At 57.3% G+C, this 18,522-nt stretch carries 16 protein-coding genes; 3 read left to right on the top strand and 13 right to left on the bottom strand.

The window, feature by feature from the left end; all coding sequences use genetic code 11:
* Window positions 1-137: 137 nt before the first annotated feature.
* The 5 genes from EE949_RS28785 to EE949_RS28765 form a co-directional block, all read right to left on the bottom strand.
* Window positions 138-1,067, bottom strand: a complete 930-nt coding sequence (locus tag EE949_RS28785; protein ID WP_122667380.1) for a sigma 54-interacting transcriptional regulator — start codon at window positions 1,065-1,067, stop codon at window positions 138-140.
* A 94-nt stretch (window positions 1,068-1,161) separates the two neighbouring features.
* On the bottom strand, window positions 1,162-1,743 hold the full coding sequence (locus tag EE949_RS28780; RefSeq protein ID WP_122667379.1) for an alpha/beta hydrolase: 582 nt from the start codon (window positions 1,741-1,743) through the stop codon (window positions 1,162-1,164).
* 333 nt (window positions 1,744-2,076) lie between these two features.
* Window positions 2,077-3,357, bottom strand: a complete 1,281-nt coding sequence (locus EE949_RS28775) for an MFS transporter (protein WP_162873977.1) — start codon at window positions 3,355-3,357, stop codon at window positions 2,077-2,079.
* A 754-nt stretch (window positions 3,358-4,111) separates the two neighbouring features.
* The gene (locus EE949_RS28770) at window positions 4,112-4,792 is read right to left on the bottom strand and encodes a response regulator (RefSeq protein ID WP_122667377.1); all 681 of its coding nucleotides are present in this window, start codon (window positions 4,790-4,792) and stop codon (window positions 4,112-4,114) included.
* A 15-nt stretch (window positions 4,793-4,807) separates the two neighbouring features.
* A complete protein-coding gene (locus EE949_RS28765; RefSeq protein ID WP_122667376.1) occupies window positions 4,808-5,527 on the bottom strand; it encodes a Crp/Fnr family transcriptional regulator in 720 nt (239 codons plus the stop codon).
* 83 nt (window positions 5,528-5,610) lie between these two features.
* Between EE949_RS28765 and EE949_RS28760 the strand changes: the two genes are divergently transcribed.
* Window positions 5,611-6,135 carry a DUF962 domain-containing protein gene (locus tag EE949_RS28760; RefSeq protein WP_122667375.1) on the top strand — a complete coding sequence of 175 codons (525 nt, stop codon included), beginning with the start codon at window positions 5,611-5,613 and terminating at the stop codon, window positions 6,133-6,135.
* 101 nt (window positions 6,136-6,236) lie between these two features.
* Here the strand turns inward: EE949_RS28760 and EE949_RS28755 are convergent, their stop codons facing one another.
* From EE949_RS28755 to dibA, 6 genes are all read right to left on the bottom strand, one after another.
* Window positions 6,237-7,223 (bottom strand): sulfate/molybdate ABC transporter ATP-binding protein, encoded by a 987-nt coding sequence (locus EE949_RS28755; protein ID WP_122667374.1) that lies wholly within the window; start codon window positions 7,221-7,223, stop codon window positions 6,237-6,239.
* Window positions 7,224-7,226: 3 nt separating this feature from the next.
* The gene (cysW, locus tag EE949_RS28750) at window positions 7,227-8,099 is read right to left on the bottom strand and encodes a sulfate ABC transporter permease subunit CysW (protein ID WP_122667373.1); all 873 of its coding nucleotides are present in this window, start codon (window positions 8,097-8,099) and stop codon (window positions 7,227-7,229) included.
* A 13-nt stretch (window positions 8,100-8,112) separates the two neighbouring features.
* Entirely contained in the window at window positions 8,113-8,934 is an 822-nt protein-coding gene (gene cysT / locus EE949_RS28745) for a sulfate ABC transporter permease subunit CysT (protein WP_122667372.1), read from the bottom strand.
* 212 nt (window positions 8,935-9,146) lie between these two features.
* The gene (locus EE949_RS28740; RefSeq protein WP_122667371.1) at window positions 9,147-10,154 is read right to left on the bottom strand and encodes a sulfate ABC transporter substrate-binding protein; all 1,008 of its coding nucleotides are present in this window, start codon (window positions 10,152-10,154) and stop codon (window positions 9,147-9,149) included.
* Window positions 10,155-10,299: 145 nt separating this feature from the next.
* Entirely contained in the window at window positions 10,300-10,482 is a 183-nt protein-coding gene (oscA, locus tag EE949_RS28735; RefSeq protein ID WP_003170956.1) for a sulfur starvation response protein OscA, read from the bottom strand.
* 307 nt (window positions 10,483-10,789) lie between these two features.
* Window positions 10,790-12,706, bottom strand: a complete 1,917-nt coding sequence (gene dibA / locus EE949_RS28730; protein ID WP_122667370.1) for a phosphodiesterase DibA — start codon at window positions 12,704-12,706, stop codon at window positions 10,790-10,792.
* Window positions 12,707-12,861: 155 nt separating this feature from the next.
* Here dibA and desA point away from each other — a divergent pair, with 155 nt between their 5' ends.
* Window positions 12,862-14,046, top strand: coding sequence for a delta-9 fatty acid desaturase DesA (gene desA / locus EE949_RS28725; protein WP_122667369.1), 1,185 nt, complete (start codon window positions 12,862-12,864; stop codon window positions 14,044-14,046).
* A 138-nt stretch (window positions 14,047-14,184) separates the two neighbouring features.
* Window positions 14,185-15,171 carry a GGDEF domain-containing protein gene (locus EE949_RS28720; RefSeq protein ID WP_122667368.1) on the top strand — a complete coding sequence of 329 codons (987 nt, stop codon included), beginning with the start codon at window positions 14,185-14,187 and terminating at the stop codon, window positions 15,169-15,171.
* Between the two features lie 315 nt (window positions 15,172-15,486).
* Here EE949_RS28720 and EE949_RS28715 read toward each other — a convergent pair whose 3' ends face one another.
* Window positions 15,487-16,833, bottom strand: a complete 1,347-nt coding sequence (locus tag EE949_RS28715; protein ID WP_162873971.1) for an HDOD domain-containing protein — start codon at window positions 16,831-16,833, stop codon at window positions 15,487-15,489.
* 324 nt (window positions 16,834-17,157) lie between these two features.
* Window positions 17,158-18,438, bottom strand: a complete 1,281-nt coding sequence (gabT, locus tag EE949_RS28710; protein ID WP_027901286.1) for a 4-aminobutyrate--2-oxoglutarate transaminase — start codon at window positions 18,436-18,438, stop codon at window positions 17,158-17,160.
* Window positions 18,439-18,522: the final 84 nt, after the last annotated feature.

The raw sequence follows: 18,522 nt of genomic DNA, 5'->3' as shown, positions 1-18,522 counted from the left end.
ACCATGTAAGAAACTTCCCCGTTCCATGTAAGCTATCTTGAAGGCATTAAATTTGGAGCAAAAAAAAGCTGCGACCCAAGTGAAGGTCGCAGCTGCCGAATCTTGAAGCGTTAAGCCTGAATGAAGGTGTAAATTGACTAGAAATGAATCCCCTCAACCAAACGCCTCAATGCAAAGAGTTGTTCAACCTTTGCATCAACAAGAACTTTTCCTACAAGGCGTTCAATTTCTACCAACGGATCGACGCTGACAGGCAGGTTCAGATGCTCCGGCAAAATCTCGTCACCACTGCTGACCAGCAGCGCAAAGTGGATGACGTTCTCCAGTTCCCGGGTGTTGCCCGACCAGATGTGGGCTTCGAGGACCTGCTGCGCCGCTTCACTGATCAGCGGCACAGCCAGGTTCAAGCGCTGGCTATAGATGCCAAGAAAATATTCCGCCAGCGGCAGGATATTGCCTGGTTGCTCGCGCAAGGGCGGTAGCTCCAGATTGCCTTCGCTAAGGTAATGAAAAAGCCGCTCGTGGAATTTGCCAGCGGCTACGGCTTGCGCCAGATCAATGCTGGTAGCGGCAACCAGCCGCACGTCTACCGGGCTCGGTTGATGCGCGCCGACGCGGGTAACTTCGTGATTCTCCAGAGCAGCCAGTAACTTGATCTGGATCGGTAACGGCAAGTCGCCTATCTCATCCAGATAAAGCGTGCCGCCATTGGCTGAACCAAACCATCCCGCGCGACTGCTGGCCGAACCACTGTGGGCACCGGCGGCATAGCCAAACAGCTCGGCGTCAGCATAGGTCGGGCTGATCGCGCCGCAGTTGACCGAGACGAACAACCCCGTGCGGTCGCTGCCACGATGGATATGTCGCGCCAACAGCTCTTTACCGGTGCCGGACTCGCCACGAATCAATACCGGCAGCGCCCGGGGCGCCAGCTGTTCCATTTCCTCACGAAGCTGACGCGAACGCGGATCGATAAATACCAGCGCCTTGGCACGGATGCTCAGCGGGCTTTTTTCTGCATCGGGGAAGGTCAATAACGGCTGACCGAAGGTTTCATTAAGGCTCATGACAAACTCCCGCCTGAGCCCTTGCGACGGCTCAAACGTTAAAAAATAAAATGGATCGTGGAAGCAAGCGCGATACGTTTCGCGCTGCATAGGTTCATGCGCGACGCCGTGCGTGATGTTCCATTCGGCTCTGCAGGCGATACAGGTAAGCGAAGCCTTGTTCCCAGCGGCGATGCCCTGACTTGACGTTGATGTGCCCGGCCTGGCTGAGAATGCCGGTTTCGGCGCCCCAGTCCCGGGCCATCTCAAGGGCCCGCTGAGTGCTGACCGCAGCGTCGTTATCCGAGGTGACGATCTGGGTCGGGAATGGCAGCAGATCCTTGGGGATCGGCGCGAAGTTGCGCAACGCAGGCGAGCAGGCAGGCCGCTCGACATCAGCAGGCGCGACCAGCAGAGCGCCCTGCACCTGACGCAGCGACTCCAATGGAGCCAGCCGCGCCCAATGCGCGACGGTGATGCACCCCAGACTGTGAGCAATCAGAATCACCGGCGTGCTGTCCGCCGAGATACTGCGTTGCAGCTCTCCGACCCAGTCTTCGCGACGCGGCTTGAGCCAATCGGCTTGTTCGACGCGAGCGCTATTAGGCAGGCTGTTTTGCCAATGGGTTTGCCAATGCTCATCGCCTGACCCTTGCCAGCCTGGCACGATCAAATAGCGGATCGATTCTTTATGCATAGGGTCGGCCTCCTGCATGGATGCATTCATTGAGCGCAGTATAAGGAGGCGACATATATCCGTTAAGGAATAAGAAGCTATCAAGCAATAGCTAAAAAGAATATACAAGGCAAAAAAAGGGGTCGTCCCCTGCCTAAGGAACAACCCCGATAAAAACTGCTGTGTGATGCCCTCCATCAGTGGGCACGGTTGAAGGTACTCAAAGTTTGTTACAGATAGGCGACGGAGGCTTATCTGTAGGAGCTGCCGCAGGCTGCGATGGTAGCGGGACAGATACATCGCCATCGCAGCCTGCGGCAGCTCCTACAGCGATTGGGTTTACAGAAGGACGGATCAAGCCGTCGGCAAAAGCGGCGCACCTTCCGGATGAACGGTTTCAGCTGGCTGCGGTTGCTTCGGCAGTTCCCGGGCCACATTCCAGACCACGATGGCCGCTACGATGTCGAAGATGGCCAGCACTACAAACAGAGGGCTGTAGCCGATTTTGGTGACGAGCACGCCGAATACCAGGGTAAACGCCGCCGCGCCGAGATAGCCGAACATGCCACCCATGCCGGTAGCCGTCGCGACTTCGTTTTTGCCAAACGAGTCCGAAGTAATGGAGTAAAGCGCGCCGGACAGCGTTTGATGCGCGAAGCCCCCGATGCAGAGCAGAGCAATAGCCGTGTAAGGGCTTTCAACCAGACCAATACATGCAGGGCCGATCATGCAGGACGCGCCGAACAGCAACACCAGTTTGCGCGAGGTGAACAGCGAAACCTTGAGATGCTTATGGAAAAACGGGCTCAGGTAGCCGCCCAGCACACAACCGATATCGGCTGCGAGGAATGGCAGCCAGGCGAACATGGCGATTTCTTTGATGTTCATGTGCCGCTCAGTCATCAAGTACAAGGGGATCCACGCGTTGAAGGTCTGCCAGGCTGGCTCGGACAGGATCCGTGCCGAAGCGATCGCATAAAAATTACGGCTGGTGATGATCTTTTTCCAGCTGCCCTTCTGCGTCGGTACATCTTTGAAGTGTGATTCCTGGCCACTGAGGATGTAGTCGCGCTCGGTTTCACTCAAACGCTTCTGATCACGCGGGTGCTTATAAAGCACCAGCCACAGGCCGCTCCAGACAATACCCAGCCCGCCAACGATCAGGAACGCCAGTTCCCAGCCGCTTTGCAGAATCGCCCAGACCACGAGAGGCGGCGCCAGCAGCGCACCAATGGAAGAACCGATGTTGAACCAGCCGATGGCTACCGAACGCTCTTTGGCCGGAAACCACTCAGTGGTGGCTTTGACACCCGCAGGTAAGCCCGCCGCTTCGGTAAGACCGAGCATGCCGCGGAAAATCGCCAGGCTCTGCCAGCCTGTGGCGAAAGCGGCGGCAGCACAGGCGGCCGACCAGGCGACGGCAAAAATCGCGAAGCCCATTTTGGTACCAATGGCGTCGATGATGTACCCGGCAACCGGCTGCATCAGCGCGTAACACACTTGCCAGGCAACGACGATGTGCGAGTACTGCTCGGTGCTGATGCTGAGCTCGCTCATTAGCGTCGGCGCAGCCACGGACAGCGTGTTACGGGCCAGGTAGTTAACGATCAGGCCGGCTGTGACCAGCCCGACCATCCACCAGCGAATTCCTTTTATTTTCATCTCTTCACCTTTGTTATTGGAGTGGCGGCGAGTCAGCGTGCGAGAAACGGGTTTACGACAAAGCAGCCGTGAGTGAGGTGCGCAGCGACACCCTTTGCGCGCATGCGCAGGGTCGTCGGGACACGGTGGGGGCAGCGAAGTGCGGGATCGGATGTCCACATGGAGGCGAAACAGGAGTGCTCATCGGGCTGTTACTCTTTGTATTATTTTTATAGTTGCGAAAATCGAGATTTCGCCTAGTCATCGTATAACTAAGCGATTTATAGACACACCTTGTAACACTGTCAATGGGATGACGAGGGGGGTTAGACCATTGGATATGGGCTATTGGGGCGTCGTTTGGGAGATGGGTGTATTTCACGGCGTCATATGACGACTAATGACTTGGCGGTCATTTTCGGGGCTATGACCGGCGCCGATGCCGCAAATCACTTCCCGCGCTTGAAACTCGAACCCTGTGGGACCGAATTCATTCGGGAAGCGGTATTTCAGGCGATACGGAAGCCGCGGATGTACCGGCCCCTTCGCGAATGAATTCGCTCCCACAGTTCCGCGCTTGAAACTCAAACCCTGTGGGACCGAATTCATTCGGGAAGCGGTATTTCAGGCGATACGGAAGCTGCGGATGTACCGGCCCCTTCGCGAATGAATTCGCTCCCACAGGGCGGGCGTTTGCAGGCCAACATAGAATTGCTCACAGGACTGCGTTCCACATCCAGCCAGCGGCTCACCGCAAATCAAACGCCTCGACATCCAGCAATGCCAGTTGATAGTCTTCATCGCCCACGGCATGAATCAGTTTGGGAAGGTAGCGCTCGTCGATTTTGGAGCGCAGGCGCTGGATGGCAACAGTGACCGGCCGCAGGTCGTTGTCGAAGATTTCTGCTGCGATGTGGGTCCGGGAGATGACTTCACCCTGACGGCGGGCAAGCAACTGCAATAAGGCAAACTCTTTCTCGCCCATGGAAATGCGCTGACCGCCACGGCTGACGCGTTGCAGTGCCATGTCTATTTCCAGATCGGCAATGCTGATACTGGCGGCATCGCCCATTGGGCCGCGACGCAGCAGTTTGCGCACACGGGTCTGCAGTTCTTCGTAACTGAAGGGTTTAAGCAGGTAATCGTCGACGCCGAGCTCCAGGCCACGCAGGCGATCTTCGATGGCATCCGGAGCGGTCAGGAACAGCACCGGCGTTGCACCACGCTGGCGGATCAGTTGCAACAGCTGCCAGCCGTTGAGGCCTGGCAGCATCACATCAAGAATGATCAGGTCGTAGCATTGCTCTTCTACGAAGTGGCGACCGTCCAGGCCATTGAGCGCCACATCCAGCGTAAAGCCCGACTCGGCAAAGCCTTCAGCCAGCTCGTTCGCCGTCCTGGCATCGTATTCCACTAACAGCAGCCGCATGACTCACCTCGATCATTAAGGCGTCAAGCATAACGACTTGGCGCGCTGGGTGTTGGCCGCCTTGCGCAGTTTGATCACATCGAAGATCTCTACCTGCTCGTCGCCCATGCGCAAAATCTTGCGTTGATGCAGGTCCTGCAGCACGTCAAGCAACTCTGACGGTGACAGATCTGCCGTGCGTTGCGCGTCTATTTCATCAAAACCGATCAGACGCCGCGCATGACTGAGATGACCATAGCCTTCGGCAAGCATCAACAAGCGCCACGCCACCCGCGCCTTGGGAGTCAGCAATTTGATGCAATCAGGACGCAGCAGATTGACGCCCATTTTCTGGCTGAGAAGGTCAGCGAAGGGACGCCAGTGAGCCGGGTTTTCCTCCAGCAGTTCGTTGAGGACCGACTGGGGCACATGAAGAAAGATGCTCTGCTCCATGGAATAGACATCGAACCGGCGCGGCATGCCGTCAAACAACGAGACCTCTCCAAACCAATAAGGTGTGCGGACGTGCTCAAGACGTGGCACCAGACGTTGATCAAGGGCGCCGCCAACGCGCACCGAACCCTCTACAAGCGCATATAAACCACAGGGTTCATCGCCCTTTTCGAACAAAAATTTGCCCGGCGTTTTTCGCGTCTGGCGAGCCGCGCCCAACAAGCTATCCTGCAAAGCGGCAGGCAGATGACCGAACCAAGGGTCGTTCATCAGGCGCGAGTGCCATCCAGCTCCATTTGTCATCTAGTGCTCCCTGTTATTACTGATCGCATCGCGTTAAAGACGAAACCGTAGCAGAATCGTTTATCGCTAAAAGAGGAATAATAATGAAAAACCTCACAGACCATCTCAGTCAATACGCCGCCTACCACCGCGACTCGCGGAATATTGCGACACACTTTGTAGGAATTCCGCTGATCGTCATCGCGGTGGCGGTCCTGCTCTCACGCCCCGGCTGGATGATCGGCGGCGTGTGGATGTCACCCGCCGCGCTGGTCGCCCTGGCATCGACCGTCTTCTATCTGCGCCTTGATCGGCCGTTCGGTGTGTTAATGGGCGTATTGCTGGGGCTGTGCCTGTGGGCTGGAGCCGGTCTTGCGCAGCAAGCGACCATGATCTGGCTCAGCGCCGGAGTGGGCTTGTTCGTGGCGGGCTGGATCATCCAGTTTGTCGGTCACTATTACGAAGGCCGCAAACCAGCGTTCATCGATGACGTGAGCGGCCTGATCATAGGCCCGTTGTTTGTGGTGGCTGAGTTGGCGTTTCTGATGGGGATACGCAAGCCGTTGCAGCATGCGATTGAAGAAAGAGTCGGGCCGGTGCGCAAGCGGGATTTGAAGCAGGCGGTTTAAACACATCGAATATCTGTAGGAGCTGCCGAAGGCTGCGAAAGCTGTGGGTCAGACACACCGCTCTTCGCAGCCTTCGGCAGCTCCTACAGGTGGCTTAGTCCTTAGATATTCGCGACCTTCTGCCAGACCTTCGGCTTGAAGAACAGCGTTTCACCCCGCGCCAGACCGGTCAGGCTGTCGTGATCTTTCACCACTTCGGCTTCGATCAGTTCGCTCTGCCCTTCCACTCTCAGCGTGATACGGGTGGTTGCGCCCAGTGGCCGAATGTCCCGGACTTCGGCTGCGTGGTGGCCTTCCAGCTCGGAGCGTGACAGCGACACTTCATGCGGACGGAACAGCACATGCTCTTCGCCCACATGCAGACGGTTGGAGTCCCCCAGGAAGTGGTAAACGAAATCGCTGGCCGGGTTTTCGTACACTTCGCCCGGCGAGCCGATCTGCTCGATCACCCCTTTGTTCATGACCACAATGCGGTCGGCCACTTCCATGGCTTCTTCCTGGTCGTGGGTCACGAAAACCGAGGTCAGGTTGATGTCTTCGTGCAGACGCGCCAACCAGCGACGCAGCTCTTTACGCACCTTGGCATCCAGCGCACCAAACGGCTCATCCAGCAGCAGCACTTTGGGCTCTACCGCCAAGGCACGGGCCAGGGCGATACGCTGACGCTGGCCACCGGACAGTTGCTCCGGATAGCGATCAGCCAGCCAGTCCAGTTGAACCATGTTCAGCAGTTCGTGAACCTTGACCGCGATCTGGCTTTCATTCGGGCGCTGATTCTTGGGTTTCATACGCAGACCGAATGCGACGTTGTCAAACACGGTCATGTGGCGGAACAGCGCGTAGTGCTGGAACACGAAACCGACGTTGCGATCACGCACGTCATGGCCGGAAACGTCTTCACCGTGGAAAACGATGCTGCCGTCGTCGGGTGTTTCCAGGCCGGCAATAATGCGCAGCAAGGTAGTCTTGCCGCAGCCGGACGGGCCTAACAACGCCACCAGCTCGCCACTCTGGATGTCCAGATTGATGCTGTTCAGGGCCTTGAAGGCATTGAAGTTCTTGCTGACATTACGGACTTCGATCGACATGAATTATTCCTCCGCCGCACTTTGGCGCAGACGGTTAATGCGCGCTTCGCTCCACTGCTTGAGCAGCAGGATAAACAGCGCAAGGATCAGCAACAGGCTCGCCACGGCAAAGGCTGCAACGTGGTTGTACTCGTTGTAGAGAATTTCGACGTGTAGCGGCAGGGTATTGGTGACGCCGCGAATGTGCCCGGAAACCACCGACACCGCCCCGAACTCACCCATGGCTCGTGCGGTACAGAGCACCACGCCATAGATCAGGCCCCATTTGATGTTCGGCACGGTCACATGCCAGAACATCTGCCAGCCATTCGCACCCAGCAGCCGGGCCGCTTCTTCTTCCTGCGTGCCCTGCTCCTGCATCAGCGGGATCAGTTCACGGGCCACGAAAGGCACGGTAACAAAGATGGTCGCCAGGATAATGCCTGGCAAGGCGAACACGATCTGGATGTCGTGATCCTGCAGCCACGGTCCAAAAAAGCCTTGAGCACCGAACATCAGCACGTAGACCAGACCGGCAATGACCGGCGAGACCGAGAACGGCAGGTCGATCAGCGTCACCAGGATGCTTTTGCCACGGAACGAGTACTTGCTCACGCACCAGGCGGCACTGACGCCGAACACCAGATTGAGCGGGACCGAGATCAACACGGCGATAACCGTCAGCTTGAGGGCTGACAGAGCGTCTGGTTCCAGGATCGCCGTAAAGAACGCTCCGAGGCCGTTTTTCAGCCCCTGAGACACCACAATGAATAGCGGCAAACCCAGGAACAGTAGAAACACCAGCCAGCACAGGATGATCAGAATCCGGCGCGACACCGCGCTACCACGACGGGCGGCGTTGGCTGAGGCGGCGGCTGAAACAGATGAATGGGACATGTTCTGCGCCTCCTCAGGATGGGGTTTCGATACGCCGCTGCAGCAAGTTGATCAGCAGCAACAGAATGAAAGAAACCACCAGCATCATTACGCCGATCGCCGTGGCGCCGGTGTAATCGTACTGGTCGAGCTTGACCATGATCAGCAACGGCAGGATTTCGGTTTTCATCGGCATGTTGCCCGCGATGAAAATCACCGAACCGTACTCGCCCACACCTCGGGCAAACGCCAATGCAAAACCGGTCAGCCACGCAGGCAACAGTGCTGGCACAAGGATGTGTCGAAACACTTGCAGCGGACGCGCGCCCAGGCAGGCAGCAGCCTCTTCGACCTCACGCGGGATATCGGCCAGCACGGGCTGCACGGTACGCACCACGAAGGGTAACGTGACGAAGGTCAGCGCGAGGGTGATACCCAGCGGCGTGTAAGCGATCTTGAAGCCCAGGTCCGTGGCGAATTGCCCGACCAGACCGTTAGGCGCATACAGCGCGGTCAAGGCGATACCGGCAACAGCGGTGGGCAGGGCGAACGGCAGGTCGATCATTGCATCGATGATCTTGCGACCGGGGAAGGTGTAACGCACCAGCACCCAAGCCAGCAAAACACCGATCACACCATTGATAACAGCGGCGTAGAACGCCGTACTGAAGCTCAGCTTGAGAGCCGCCAGCACGCGCGGTGCAGTGATGATTGCCCAGAATTGATCCCAGGTCAGCTGCGCGGCATGGATGAACATCGCCGCCAGCGGGATTAACACAATAAGACTGAGGTACACCAAGGTGTAGCCCAGCGTCAGCCCGAAGCCGGGTATGACGGGGGAAATACGTCGCGACATAAAAGTCCTTGGTTAACACACCGAACCCGCAAACGAGTGCGGGTCCGATAGTTCAGCTACATGCATCTCTGAATTGAAATGCTTTACCTGCGCGGGCCCTCGTGTGGGAGCGGATTCATCCGCGAAGAGGCCAGTACATTCGACCGATCTCTTGCGCCTTGAAATGCCTTCGCGGATGAATCCGCTCCCACAGGTCCCAGGTTTTTTGACGATTACTGCGCCTGGTAGATCTGGTCGAAGATGCCGCCGTCATTAAAGAATTTCGGTTGCGCAGTTTTCCAGCCGCCGAAGTCTTTGTCGATAGTCAGCAGATCCAGTTTAGGGAACTGTTTTTCGTACTTGGCAGCGACTTCAGCGTTACGTGGACGGTAGAAGTTTTTCGCGGCGATTTCCTGACCTTCTTTGCTGTACAGGTGCTTCAGGTATTCAGTCGCAATCTCGGTATTGCCCTTCTTCTCGGCGTTCTTGTCGACAACAGCGACAGGGGGCTCAGCCAGGATCGACAGCGAAGGTACGACGATGTCGAACTTGTCCGCGCCGCCGTCTTCTTTCAGTGCCAGGAACGCTTCGTTTTCCCACGCCAGCAACACGTCGCCCTGACCGTTGTTGACGAAAGTAATGGTCGAACCGCGAGCGCCGGTGTCCAGAATCGGCACGTGCTTGAACAGCTCTTTGACATATTCGTTGGCTTTGGCTTCGCTGCCACCGGTTTTCAGACCGTAGCCGTACGCCGCCAGGAAGTTCCAGCGAGCACCGCCGGAGGTTTTCGGGTTGGGCGTGATGACCGAAACGTCTTTCTTGATCAGGTCGCCCCAATCCTTGATGCCTTTCGGGTTGCCCTTACGCACCAGGAACACGATGGTGGAGGTGTAAGGCGTGCTGGCGTCCGGCAGGCGGGTCTGCCAGTTCTCCGGCAGGGTTTTGCCCAGTTTGGCGATTTCGTCGATGTCACCGGCCAGCGCCAGGGTCACCACGTCAGCACGCAGACCGTCGATTACCGAACGGCCCTGCTTGCCCGAACCACCGTGGGACTGTTTGATTTCAACTTTGTCGTCCGGATGGGACTTCTTCCAGAAGTTGATGAACTCGGCGTTGTACTCCTGATACAGCTCACGCGTCGGATCATACGAGACGTTCAACAGCTCGTAATCCTTGGCAACAGCGGAACCGGCAAACACGGCACTGGCGAGTGCGGCCAGCGCATAACGGCGAATGGACATGGGTCAAGCTCCTGGAAAATCTGGTTATGTTGTTGGCTTTTTCTAATTTTTGGTTTGAAGCTTTTCTGTAGGAGCTGCCGAAGGCTGCGAACAGATCTGAAGGCCATTCGCAGCCTTCGGCAGCTCCTACAAGGATCGAGGTGAATCAGCTCGGTTTGTTACCCGGGTTCTGCAAACGAAACTTTTCCTTGCGCTCGATCTGGACGACCTGCGCGTTGTGCACAGTGATTTCCACCGCCCCGAAACGCAGATCGCGCAGCGCGCTCTGAATCTCGCGCAGAATCGCTGCTTCGTCCTGACCGTCAACGCTACGCAGAGATGCGCTCATGATCGTGCTCCTTGAAATAGATTGGCCTGAAGAACCCGTTCGCGAGGTTTCTACTTGTGGCGTGGAGGCAATCTTAGAGACGCACGGATATTCTTAAAAATACTATTTAAGAATCTACATATAACCAAAATGAATTTACTGCCTCACCAGGTCCTACGGGCGTTGATGAGCCGTGACGTTTGTCGAGTGATTGATTCCCCCCTGTAGGAGCGAGCTTGCTCGCGATAGCGGCCTTGCAGTCACAAGATATTTGCTTGGCAGACCGCTATCGCGAGCAAGCTCATTCCGGAGGGCTTACTTCGATTGGCTAAAACCCCGGCGCATGGGACCAATCAATCTGCTCAGCCGGCATCGGCCGCGCAAACCAATAGCCTTGGCCCATCGCGCACTCGTTGGCCAGCAAGAACGCCGCCTGATCGACCGTCTCGATGCCTTCAGCCAGCACCCGCATGCCCATGCTCTGCGCCAGCGCAATAATCACTCGTACGATCGCGATGTCATCCTCATCGCCAGGTAGCCCGGCCACAAAGCCCTGATCGATCTTCAGCTTCTGCACCGGCATGCGCTTCAGACGCAGCAACGACGAGTAACCTGTGCCGAAATCGTCGATGGCCAGGCTCAATCCCAGATCACGCAACCGGTGCATTTGCTCGATGGCCTGATCAGGGTCTTCCATCACCGCGCTTTCGGTCACCTCCAACTCCAGATGCGCTGGATTCAGTCCGGTGTCGCGCAACACTTTGGCGACCTGCTCAACCAGATGACCGCTGCCAAACAGACGGCTGGAGATGTTGACCGCCACAAAGGAAATATCCACGCCCGCGGCCAGCCAGTCGCACATCTGCTGGCAGGATGTGCTCAATACCCAGGCATCGATATCGCCAATCAGGCCGCTTTGCTCGGCGATGGGAATGAATTCTCCCGGCGGCACCAGCCCACGTTCGGGGTGCTCCCATCGCACCAGAGCCTCAACACCCAGAATGCGGCTGGTGTGCAGGTTATGAATCGGTTGATAAAAAACCCGCAGCTCGTGACGCTCGATAGCGCGACGCAATTCACTGGCCAGATGCACCCGCTGCTGAGCGTGCGCGGTGAGTTCCTCGGTGTACAACGCATACGCTTCGCGCCCGTCGCCCTTGGCTTTGAACAAGGCCGAGTCGGCATTGCGCAGCAACTGTGCAGGGTTGGAGGCGTCACCAGGGAACAGGCTGATGCCGACACTGGCACTGATGAACAGTTGCTGGTTGCCCAGTAAAAACGGCGCTTTGAAGCCATCCAGAATTCGTTGTGCATAACCGGCCACCTGCACCACTTGCTGGCAGTTTTCGATCAGCAGCGCAAACTCATCACCGCCCAGCCTCGCCAGGGTCATATCAGCATCGAACAACGATTTAAGGCGCTCGGCCACCGCCTTGAGCACTTCGTCGCCGACGTTATGCCCGAGGCTGTCATTGATGTTCTTGAAATGATCCAGATCGATCAGCAATAGCGCGCAGCCGCGTTTGTTCGCGCGGGCATTGCTCAGCGCTTGAGTCGTCCGGTCGATGAACAGCAGGCGGTTGGGCAAATCCGTCAGGGGATCGTAATGCGCCAGTTGCAGCAAATCCTGCTCCGAGCGTTTGATGGCGGTGATATCGGAAAACACCGCGACGAAGTGCTTTATCTCGCCAGTGTCACCCTTCACGCTGCGAATACTTTGCCACTGCGGGTATATCTCACCGCTTTTGCGGCGGTTCCAGATTTCGCCGCTCCACTGCCCCGCGCTAAGAATCGAGCGGTACATCTGTCGGTAGAACTCTGGCCCATGACGGCCGGATTTGAACTTGCTCGGGTTCACGCCCAGAACCTCGTCCAGCTGATAGCCGGTGATCTCCATAAAGGCACGGTTGACGTGAACAATCTGTCCCTGGCTATCGGTGACGACTACACCTTCAAGGGTGCTATCGAATACCGCTGCCGCCAGACGCAGACGGTCGTGATCCTCGCGTTGCTGACGCAGGGTGATGTCGACCCCCATGAAACGCAGTAACTGGCCGCGAACGATGAAGATGAAAACGGCACTGATCGCCACCCAGAGGTAACCGCTCATCTGCTGGGCAAACGCCAATCGAGCCGGATTTTCGATCATCTCAGGCAGCCAGTGATCACACACGACAAGCCATAAAATCGACAAAACCCCATAAAACAGGGCTGTTCGCAGTGCGTCACGAGAGGAGTCGGTCATAAGAAAGCTAAAAACCTTATGAAATGGGGGATTAAAGATTAGGAAACATCTGGCGACTCTTATCTCTAAGCCCGACTGGTTTTATCTGGTGGCTCAGTGATAATGCGCACTGTTGTTTTTTTATTCAAAGCGTCTTTTCGAGGGCCATATAGCCTATGTGGTACAACGGTTTGCTCGACCTTTCAGTCTGGCAGTTAGTGGCAGTTACTCTTGCCATGACCCATGTGACGATTGTCGCCGTCACTATTTACCTTCACCGCTACTCCGCTCACCGCTCGCTGGAGCTGAATGCGGGCCTCAAACACTTCTTCCGTTTCTGGCTGTGGCTGACCACTGCGCAGAACACTCGCGAATGGACCGCTATCCATCGCAAACACCACGCAAAATGCGAAACCGTCGATGACCCGCACAGCCCGGTTGTAAAAGGGCTTTCTACTGTACTGCGCAAGGGCGCAGAACTGTACCGGGCCGAGGCGGAAAATCCGGACACATTGCGCATTTACGGCAAAAACTGCCCGGAAGACTGGATCGAACGCAAAATCTATACGCCTTATCCGTTGCTGGGCGTGGCGATCATGGCGGTCATTGACCTGCTGTTGTTCGGCGCGCTGGGCATCACCGTCTGGGCGATTCAGATGATGTGGATTCCTTTCTGGGCGGCGGGCGTCGTCAATGGTTTGGGCCATGCCGTCGGTTATCGCAACTTCGAATGCCGTGATGCGGCAACCAATCTGGTGCCATGGGGCATCATCATTGGCGGCGAAGAGCTGCATAACAACCACCACACCTACCCGAACTCGGCCAAGCTGTCGGTCAAGAAGTGGGAGTTCGACATGGGCTGGGCGTGGATCAAAGTGTTCAGTGCCCTGCGTCTGGCCAAAGTACAGCGGGTTGCGCCTATCGCCCACCGCGTCGAAGGCAAAGGCCACATCGACATGGACACCGCCATGGCGATCCTCAACAACCGTTTCCAGATCATGGCCCAGTACCGCAAGCTGGTGATCGGTCCACTGGTTGCTCAGGAACTGGCCAAGGCAGACGCTTCGGTACGCCATCAATTCCATCGCGCCAAACGGCTGTTGTCCCGTGAAACCAGCCTGCTGGATGACAAGCACCACCTGCGCATCCAGACCATGCTGGAACACAGCCACGCGTTGAAAGTGATCTACGAAAAACGCCTGGCCCTGCAGCAGATCTGGGTCAAGACCAGCAGCAATGGTCACGACATGCTGGCCGCCATGAAAGACTGGATCCACGAAGCGGAGGCCAGCGGTATTCAGTCCCTGCGCGATTTCGCAGACCAGCTCAAAACCTACTCGCTGCGCCCTGCGCACGCCTGAAGCCTTTGATCAGCGCGCCCGGATTCGGGCGCAGCTGATTTGAACTTCATCCCCTAAATCCACTCAGAACAACAGCCCGCGACCCCGTGCGGGGAATGTTGTGGCTGTGCGCCGCACCTTATTCTGAGATGCAGTGCCATGGACAACAAAAATCTACTGACACCCCATACTGACAATCCCGCCGCTGCCGAGACGCTACTGGCGCTGATGCACGCCCAGGCAGAAGTCGCACGCCTGAGTGAGCGTGAGCAACTGTTCAGCTCGCTGCTGGTCAGCGTCAATGCTGTGCTCTGGGCCTTCGACTGGGCCACCCAACGGATGATCTACGTCAGCCCGGCTTACGAACGCATCTTCGGCCGCTCTGCGGGTTTGTTGCTGGCCGACTACGGCGAATGGCGCGACAGCATTTATCCCGATGACCTCAACTACGCTGAGCGCAGCCTCAACGAAGTTATCGAGAAAGGCGCTGTGGAAGATCGCGAATACCGCATCATCCGCGCCGATGGCGAAGTCCGCTGGATCAGCGACAAATGCTTCGTGAGTCACCAGACCGACGCCGAGCAGCGTCTCGTCGTGGTGGGCATCGCAGAAGACATCACCGAAAAGAAAGAGCTGGAAAGCGAACTGCAGCGCCTGGCGACCACTGATGTTCTGACTCAGAGCAGCAACCGTCGACACTTCTTCGAATGCGCCCAGCGCGAGTTTGAATTGGCGCGTCTGCATGGCACCCCATTGGCATTCCTGCTGCTGGACATCGATGACTTCAAGCTGGTCAACGACACCTACGGGCACCAGGAAGGCGATCTGGTGCTGCAGAAAATCGCTGAGTGCGGCCGAACCACGTTAAGACGCGGGGATTTGTTCGGGCGGATTGGCGGTGAGGAGTTTGCTGCGGTGTTCCCGGGTTGTGCGCCAGACATGGCCAAGCAGATTGCCGAACGCCTGCAGCGGGAAATTCAGCGATTGAGCTTCCAGCGCGGCGACAAAACCTTCGGCATCACGGCTAGCCAAGGACTGACCAACATGGGCGAGGACGACCAGAGCCTGGAAATCCTCTACGCCCGCGCTGACGCGGCGATGTACCAGGCCAAGCGTCAGGGCAAGAATCAGATCGTATTGGTGTAGGTGATTTGCGCAGCCTTCGTTTGTAGGAGCCGAGCTTGCTCGCGATGAACGATCACACGCCATAACTGACACACCGCAGCGCCTATATCGCGGGCAAGCCCAGCTCCCACAAACTTGCGCCGCCTCTGTAGGAGCCGAGCTTGCTCGCGATGAACGATAACGCGCCATGACTGACACACCGCAGCGCCTATATCGCGGGCAAGCCCAGCTCCCACAGTAAACCTCGGTCCTGTGGGAGCGAGGCTTGCCCGCGATGAACGAAAACGCGGTTTGACTGACAAACCGCTATCGCGGCCTCGCGGTGCTCGTGCGCTCCTACAGGTCGGTGTTTGCTTCAGGTTCAACCTCCGGCGCGCCATCCAGCAAATCCGGGCCTTCGTCCGCTTCCGCCTCGGACAGCGTCTCAACCGCCAATGCCACCGGTGGCGCCAGCAGACTCGGGTCAGTGACGCCCGTCAGCTTCTTGCGCAACCGCTGCAAATCAGCAACGGTCAGCTTCAACAATCGGGCAGGTTTGGTTTTGAGCAGCGTCGTCACACTGTCTTCATCCCCCAGACGCGCCATGTGCCCGGCCAGGTTCATGACCAACACCTCGCGGGTATAAACCCCGGTGTTGTACTGGTAGACCGATGAAGTCAACTCACGCAGTTCAAGCGGCAAACGCCAGCGCACGCGCAATGCTGAGCCGTAGGCGGCGGAATACTGTTCCAGCGCCTTGCCTATCTGCTCGTCATCCAGCTTGCCACCGGCCAGCAGCCACTCCTGCAAACTGCCCAGCACGGCAAGGTCCCCCAGAGACAGCAGCAGCCCCGCGCAGAAGCAACGCTCCGGATCCACATCCAGCATGCCCGCCAGCACTCGTGCGTATTCGGCCGTGCGTTGCGACATCTCCCAGAACTCGCTGGCCTTTGCCTGTAACGCACTGCTGCTCAGGATCGACATGCGCTTCTTCGTCAGCCCGGAAACAATATTGGCGCACTGCGCAGCCCCCAAAAGCGAGATCGCTGCGCCCAGTGTCTGCACGGGTTTGACCAGATGTTTCGCGGCGGTGTTGGCTGCCGCAATCAGCACCGCAGTAATGTGCGGGTCGGCACGGAGTTCTTGCTCAAGCAATACAGCGTCAGTGCCGGAACCGACCTGGCTAAGCTTGAGCGCAGTGGCGACGTCCACGAACAAAGGCGCTCCGTCAGCGGTGTCACGGCGTTTTTCGAGGTATTTGTTCAGGGTCTGGCCGGGAGTCAGCGCTGGCGTAGCACCCGGTACCGGGCACGCCAGCAATACGCTCTCGAGACGCGAGCGAAGCTTTTCGGTGTCCAGCGGTTTGGTGAGGTAAGCAGTAGGCGCAAGTGGCACTACCTCGCGGACACTGGCAGTGTCTCCGCGATTACTGATCAGAATAAAGGGCACCGGAGGCTGACGACGCAACCCGCGCACACCCCGAAGCAAACTCAGGCCGTCAACGACAGGCAGTTCTCTGGCGGCCACGATCAGATCAGGGACGTGCTTCTTCAAGAATTCAACGGCCTGTTTGCCTTCGTTGCAAATCTCGAGCACGACATCATCACGCACGCTCAGAATCAACTCACTGAGCGTTTCACGAACCCATGGATCGGATTCAGCAATCAATACCCGAGGTCCCGCGGGTGAATCTACAGCTGTCATCAGAACTCTCTCGTCGAGCAACTCATAACCAATGATCTGAAATGTATTTTCTGCAGGAGCTGCCGAAGGCTGCGACGCGGTGTATCAGACCCACCGCCATTCGCAGCCTTCGGCAGCTCCTACACGTTCACGTCTTGCAGCACGAACGTACTGTTTCAGGAGCATGGCGAAATCTTCAAAATCAATGCACCCACCTTAGCCAAAGCAAACGACGGGATATAGCCAAAAAGCCTCATTTACCCCTTTTAGACGCAAAAAAACCCGCCGAAGCGGGTCTTTTTTGTCTGTTTGGTCACATTTTAATCAATTGCGACCCTGGCATTTTCACGCCAGCTCAGCGAAACATTCTTCGATGATTGCCAGACCTTTGTCCAACTGCTCGTCAGGCGAGGTCAACGGCACCAGAACTCGCAGCACATTGCCGTAAGTACCGCACGACAGCAGGATCAGCCCCTTGTCGCGAGCCTTGGCCACAACCTGCGCAACAGCAGCAGCGTTTGGCTTGTGGGTATCGCCGTTTTCGAACAGCTCAACTGCGATCATCGCGCCCAGCGCACGGACTTCGCCGATCACCGGGTACTTGGCCTGAATAGCCTTGAGGCCAGTTACCAGACGCTCGCCAACCGCTTTGCAGCGATCCAGCAGATGCTCTTCTTCAAACACCTGCAACACCGCCAACGCAGCAGCACAGGCCACCGGGCTACCGGCATACGTGCCGCCCAGACCGCCTGGGGCAATGGCGTCCATGTATTCAGCTTTACCGCACACACCGGCAAGCGGGAAACCGCCAGCGATGGATTTGGCGAAAGTCGTCAGGTCAGCCGTCACGCCCATCTGTTCCATGGCGAAGAACGTACCGGTACGACCCGCGCCCGTCTGCACTTCGTCAGCGATCAACAGGATGCCGTGCTTGTCGCACAGTTCGCGCAGGCGAGCCATGAACGCCTTCGGCGCCACGTAGAAACCACCTTCGCCCTGAACCGGCTCGATGATGATTGCTGCGATGTCTTTAGGCTCGGCGTCGTTCTTGAAGATACGCTCGATGCTGGCGATGGAATCGTCAACGCTGATGCCATGCAGTTCGCACGGGTACAGCGCACGGAAGATACCGCCCGGCATCAGGCCCATGCCTGCCGAGTAAGGCACGACTTTACCGGTCAGGCCCAGGGTCATCATGGTGCGACCGTGGTAAGCGCCAGTGAACGCGATCACGCCAGCACGGCCAGTGGCAGCACGCGCGATTTTCACGGCATTCTCTACCGCTTCGGAACCGGTGGTGACCAGCAGGGTTTTCTTGGCGAAATCACCTGGCACCTTGGCGTTGATTTTCTCGCACAGCTCAACGTACGGCTCGTAGGCCAATACCTGGAAGCAGGTGTGAGTCAGCTTGGTCAGTTGCTCTTGCACAGCAGCAATGATTTTCGGGTGCAGGTGACCGGTGTTCAGTACGGCGATACCGCCCGCGAAGTCGATGAACTCACGACCTTCAACGTCGGTAACGGTAGCGTTCTTAGCCGATTCAGCGAAGATCGGGTGAATCTGGCCAACACCGCGTGGAACAGCGGCTTCGCGGCGTTGCATCAATTCTGCGTTTGTCTGGGACATGTTTCCTCATTCGCCGCTCATCGGTCGGCGTGGTTCAAGGATCAAGTGGCGGATCAACGCGCGACAGCATTCGATGATCGACTG

The sequence above is a fragment of the Pseudomonas viridiflava genome, assembly GCF_900602065.1.
GTDB lineage: Bacteria > Pseudomonadota > Gammaproteobacteria > Pseudomonadales > Pseudomonadaceae > Aquipseudomonas.
The sequence above is the reverse complement of the archived record's forward strand: the minus strand, read 5'-3'. Positions and strand labels throughout refer to the sequence as shown.

Coding starts and splice junctions, on each gene's coding strand:
- EE949_RS28785 (WP_122667380.1), bottom strand. CDS start 1,067: ATGAGCCTTAATGAAACCTTCGGTCAGCCGTTATTGACCTTCCCCGAT.
- EE949_RS28780 (WP_122667379.1), bottom strand. CDS start 1,743: ATGCATAAAGAATCGATCCGCTATTTGATCGTGCCAGGCTGGCAAGGG.
- EE949_RS28775 (WP_162873977.1), bottom strand. CDS start 3,357: ATGGTCGGGCTGGTCACAGCCGGCCTGATCGTTAACTACCTGGCCCGT.
- EE949_RS28770 (WP_122667377.1), bottom strand. CDS start 4,792: ATGCGGCTGCTGTTAGTGGAATACGATGCCAGGACGGCGAACGAGCTG.
- EE949_RS28765 (WP_122667376.1), bottom strand. CDS start 5,527: ATGACAAATGGAGCTGGATGGCACTCGCGCCTGATGAACGACCCTTGG.
- EE949_RS28760 (WP_122667375.1), top strand. CDS start 5,611: ATGAAAAACCTCACAGACCATCTCAGTCAATACGCCGCCTACCACCGC.
- EE949_RS28755 (WP_122667374.1), bottom strand. CDS start 7,223: ATGTCGATCGAAGTCCGTAATGTCAGCAAGAACTTCAATGCCTTCAAG.
- cysW (WP_122667373.1), bottom strand. CDS start 8,099: ATGTCCCATTCATCTGTTTCAGCCGCCGCCTCAGCCAACGCCGCCCGT.
- cysT (WP_122667372.1), bottom strand. CDS start 8,934: ATGTCGCGACGTATTTCCCCCGTCATACCCGGCTTCGGGCTGACGCTG.
- EE949_RS28740 (WP_122667371.1), bottom strand. CDS start 10,154: ATGTCCATTCGCCGTTATGCGCTGGCCGCACTCGCCAGTGCCGTGTTT.
- oscA (WP_003170956.1), bottom strand. CDS start 10,482: ATGAGCGCATCTCTGCGTAGCGTTGACGGTCAGGACGAAGCAGCGATT.
- dibA (WP_122667370.1), bottom strand. CDS start 12,706: ATGACCGACTCCTCTCGTGACGCACTGCGAACAGCCCTGTTTTATGGG.
- desA (WP_122667369.1), top strand. CDS start 12,862: ATGTGGTACAACGGTTTGCTCGACCTTTCAGTCTGGCAGTTAGTGGCA.
- EE949_RS28720 (WP_122667368.1), top strand. CDS start 14,185: ATGGACAACAAAAATCTACTGACACCCCATACTGACAATCCCGCCGCT.
- EE949_RS28715 (WP_162873971.1), bottom strand. CDS start 16,833: ATGACAGCTGTAGATTCACCCGCGGGACCTCGGGTATTGATTGCTGAA.
- gabT (WP_027901286.1), bottom strand. CDS start 18,438: ATGTCCCAGACAAACGCAGAATTGATGCAACGCCGCGAAGCCGCTGTT.